This is a genomic window from Bdellovibrio sp. ArHS (genome assembly GCF_000786105.1).
GTDB lineage: Bacteria > Bdellovibrionota > Bdellovibrionia > Bdellovibrionales > Bdellovibrionaceae > Bdellovibrio.
This window is the reverse complement of the sequence record NZ_JTEV01000046.1, coordinates 1-4,313: the sequence shown is the minus strand read 5'-3', so window position 1 is coordinate 4,313 and position 4,313 is coordinate 1. Positions and strand designations below refer to the sequence as shown.

General features: G+C 46.0%; 4 protein-coding genes and 1 pseudogene. All 5 read left to right on the top strand.

Annotated elements, in window-relative coordinates; translation table 11 throughout:
• Positions 1 to 778: pseudogene (locus tag OM95_RS16935) on the top strand (DNA-directed RNA polymerase subunit beta'); the annotation flags it as partial.
• 231 nt (positions 779 to 1,009) lie between these two features.
• Positions 1,010 to 1,384 (top strand): 30S ribosomal protein S12, encoded by a 375-nt coding sequence (rpsL, locus tag OM95_RS16930; protein ID WP_041876514.1) that lies wholly within the window; start codon positions 1,010 to 1,012, stop codon positions 1,382 to 1,384.
• A gap of 10 nt (positions 1,385 to 1,394) precedes the next feature.
• Positions 1,395 to 1,868 carry a 30S ribosomal protein S7 gene (gene rpsG, locus OM95_RS16925; protein WP_041876512.1) on the top strand — a complete coding sequence of 158 codons (474 nt, stop codon included), beginning with the start codon at positions 1,395 to 1,397 and terminating at the stop codon, positions 1,866 to 1,868.
• A gap of 9 nt (positions 1,869 to 1,877) precedes the next feature.
• Entirely contained in the window at positions 1,878 to 3,983 is a 2,106-nt protein-coding gene (gene fusA / locus OM95_RS16920; RefSeq protein WP_041876510.1) for an elongation factor G, read from the top strand.
• A gap of 205 nt (positions 3,984 to 4,188) precedes the next feature.
• On the top strand, positions 4,189 to 4,313 hold a 125-nt coding region (locus OM95_RS16915; RefSeq protein ID WP_041876507.1), incomplete at its 3' end, for a 30S ribosomal protein S10.

Sequence of the window (4,313 nt, the reverse complement as noted above, 5' to 3'; positions counted from 1 at the left end):
TCTACCGCGCGTTGCTGAATTGTTTGAAGCTCGTAAACCGAAAGAAGCAGCTATCATCTCTGAGATCGATGGTTATGTGACATTCGGTAAAGACGTTAAAGGTAAACAACGTGTGATCGTAACTCCTGAAGTGGGTGAGCAAAAAGAATATCTCATCCCTAAAGGTAAACACGTTGCTGTAAGAGAAGGTGAGTACGTAAGAGCCGGTGAGGCTTTGATGGATGGTCCAACAAATCCTCATGACATTCTGGCGGTTCTAGGTGCGAAAGCTCTATCAGCATACCTTGTGAACGAAATCCAAGAAGTTTACAGACTTCAAGGGGTTGGTATCAACGACAAGCACATCGAAGTGATTGTTCGCCAAATGCTACGTAAAGTAGAAATCAAGGACGCTGGTGACAGCCGTTTCTTGGCCGGTGAACAAGTTGAAAGATATGCTTTCGAAGAGGAAAATGATCGTATCAACCGTGAAGGTGGACAACCTGCTACATGCAGCCCGCTTCTTCTCGGTATCACGAAAGTTTCTTTGAGTACTGACAGCTGGATTTCAGCAGCGTCCTTCCAAGAGACTACTAAAGTTCTTACGGAAGCAGCGATTAACTCTCGAACAGACCATTTGCGTGGCCTGAAAGAGAACATCATTATGGGTCGCTTGATCCCTGCGGGAACAGGTTTGACTTCATACAAACGCTGGAAAGTGTCTGTAGCGGAAGACGACGATACATCATTCGTGGCATTGCCAGGAATGACGACGTCAGCTCAGCCTCACCAAGGGTAATCAGGGCCTCGGCTTAGCGCTGGGGCGAGGGTTTCCGGGCCGCCGGCCTTAGTCGGCGGTCAAAATAAGTGTAAAAAGACCAAAAAGCGGAGCTCACACCGGTTTTTGGACTATAAAATTAACAACAAAGTCTTGACCAGGGCGCTTTTGGCAATGTAAGTTCCAGCGTCTTGGATTAGATCTGCACTCCGACTTGTCGGAGTATTGAAAAATCGTTTAAGGGGTTTTAAAGTGCCTACTATTAACCAGCTCATCAAAAGTGAGCGTAAAGTTCAAAAGAACCAAACAAAGTCACCTGCGTTGGTTTCATGTCCTCAACGTCGTGGCGTTTGTACACGTGTTTATACAACGACACCAAAGAAGCCGAACTCTGCTCTTCGTAAAGTAGCAAAAGTACGTCTTTCTAATGGTTTCGAAGTTATCTCTTACATCCCAGGTATCGGTCACAACCTTCAAGAGCATAGCGTTGTCTTGATCCGTGGTGGTCGTGTGAAGGACTTGCCGGGCGTTCGTTACCATATCGTACGCGGTGTATTGGATCTTCAAGGTGTGAACGGTCGTCTGCGTTCTCGCTCTAAATACGGTACTAAGAGACCTAAGAAATAAGGATTGAGAAATGTCACGTCGTAAAAAGACCTTTAAAAGAGAAGTTATTCCAGATCCGGTTTTCAAGGATCTAGTTATTGCTAAATTCGTTAACAAAATGATGATCCAAGGTAAAAAAGCTACTGCACAGAAGCTTTTCTACGGAGCATTGAAAGAGCTTGAAGGAAAAATCCAAGGTGAAGAGCCAATGAGCATCTTCAAAAAAGCTCTTGAAAACGTAAAGCCTTCTATCGAAGTTCGTTCTCGCCGTGTTGGTGGTGCGACTTACCAAGTTCCTGTAGATGTACGCCCTTCTCGTCGTTTGGCACTAGCAATGAGATGGTTAGTTGAGTACTCTCGCGAGCGCGGTGAAAAAGATATGGCTAAGCGCTTAGCTGGCGAGTTCGTTGATGCTTACAACAATAGAGGTAACTCTATTAAGAAGAAAGACGACGTTCACCGTATGGCTGAAGCGAATAAGGCTTTCTCTCACTACAATTGGTAATCTGTTTACATGTCAGCTAAAGATCCAAAAGTTGTAGCTGATCTCAAGTATACTCGTAATATCGGCATCATGGCTCACATCGATGCCGGTAAAACGACCACTACCGAACGCATTCTTTACTACACTGGTAAAAGTCATAAAATCGGCGAAGTTCATGATGGCGATGCCACCATGGACTGGATGGTTCAAGAGCAAGAGCGTGGTATTACAATCACATCTGCCGCGACCATGGCGTTCTGGAAAGATCACAGAATCAACATCATTGATACCCCCGGACACGTGGATTTCACGATCGAAGTAGAGCGTTCATTGCGCGTCCTCGATGGTGCTATTGCTGTTTTTGACGGAGTGAATGGCGTTGAACCGCAGTCTGAAACCGTTTGGAAACAAGCTGACAAATATAAAGTTCCAAGAATCTGTTTCGTTAATAAAATGGACCGCGTCGGTGCTGACTTTGTGATGTCTTACGGAACGATCAAAGACAAGCTCAATGCGAATCCGATCCCAGTGCAGGTGCCGATAGGCATGGAAGACACCTTCCGTGGTGTTGTTGATCTATTGGAAAACCGTGCATATATGTGGGATCAATCAGGGATGGGTGACCATTTCGAAGTTACCGATGTTCCCAACGACATGAAAGAGGAAGTCAGTCGCTTCCGCACTGAAGTCGTTGAAAAGATCGTTGAGTTTGAAGACGAACTTTTAGAGAAATATCTCAATGGTGAGGAAATCACTGTTGCGGAATTAAAGCGTGCTCTTCGTAAGGGGACGCTAGATTTGAAGGCGTTCCCTGTATTCTGTGGAGCTGCCTTTAAGAATAAGGGCGTTCAGCCCTTGCTAGACGGTGTGATTGACTATCTTCCTTCTCCTATCGAAGTGCCGGATATGATCGGTCATGATCCGCAAAAACCAGAAAAAGAAATTGTATGTAAGACAGATTTCAGTGCGAATGTAGCGGCCTTGGCTTTTAAAATTGCCAACGATCCATTTGCCGGAACCCTGACATACATCCGCGTGTATTCGGGCGAAGTGAAAGTGGGAGACCAGCTTTTTAATCCTCGTACCGAGAAAAAAGAACGCATCCAAAAATTAGTTAAGATGCACGCGAATTCTCGCGAAGAGATTGCCAGTCTGAAGGCCGGCGACATCGGCGCAGTTGTTGGTCTTAAGTTCACGGCGACAGGGGATACTCTTTGCGAGACATCTCATGCCGTCGTATTGGAATCGATCACTTTCCCTGAACCGGTTATTTCCGTGGCGATCGAGGCGAAATCCTCGGCTGATCAGGAAAAAATGCTTCAGGGCTTGGAAAAATTGGGTAAAGAAGATCCTTCCTGTCGTTTAAAAACGGATCCTGAAACAGGACAAATCCTTCTTTCAGGGATGGGAGAGCTTCATCTAGAGATTCTTGTAGATCGCCTTTTGCGCGAGCACAAGGTGCAGGCGAACGTTGGTAACCCTCAGGTGTCTTATCGCGAAAGTATCTCATCCTCGGCGACGGTCGAGTATGTGTACGAGCGAGAGGTGGCTGGGGAGCAACAATACGCGAAAGTTTCTCTAACAATTGAGCCGATCTCTCAGCATGACGGCATTCAGTTTGTGTCCAAGGTTTCTGTGTCTAAAGAATTTACAGCTCCTTTCCTTAAGGCGGTTGAAAATGGCTTTAAAGAGGCGGCCGAGGTTGGTCCTCTTGCGAGCTATTCTATGATCGGTATTAAGGGGACTTTAAATTCTGTGGAAGTGCGTCCGGATGCCTCAAGCGAAATGGCCTTTAAGGCAGCGACGTCCCTGGCTTTCAGGGATGCTGTAAGAAGTGCCACCGTTGAGCTTCTAGAGCCTATCTTCAAGTTGGAAGTGACTTGTCCCGACGAATTCGTCGGTAATGTGGTCGGGGATTTGAATGCCCGCCGTGGAAAAATTCTCACTATGAACGCCAAAGTCGGTGGTGGTCAGGTGATTTCTGCAGAGGCCCCATTGGCCAATCTGTTCGGATATGCGACCAATGTGCGCAGTCTGAGTCAGGGAAGAGCAAGTTTCAGTATGGAATTTTTGGAATATGCAGTGGTGCCAGCCAAGGCAAAAACCGAAATTCTCCACAAAATGGGAAGATATTAAAAAATTAATAATTTCCCTTTGACAAAGGGTTTTACAGTGCGCATACTCGCGCACTCATAGCGTCTACAACTTACAAAAAACCTCCCGCGTGAGTGAAATCGCAGGCCGCAAGGGCTAATTCGGGACAAGTTTTCGATGGGGTTAAAGCGCATTTTAGTAAATTTGCTAGTAATTACGATACTTTAAAAAGAAGAAGAGTGTCCATATGCAAAGTCAGAAGATTAGAATCAGATTGAAGGCATTCGATCATAAATTGCTTGATCAATCGACGAAAGAAATCGTCGAAACAGCACGTCGTACTGGTGCGAAGGTTGCGGGTCCAATCCCTCT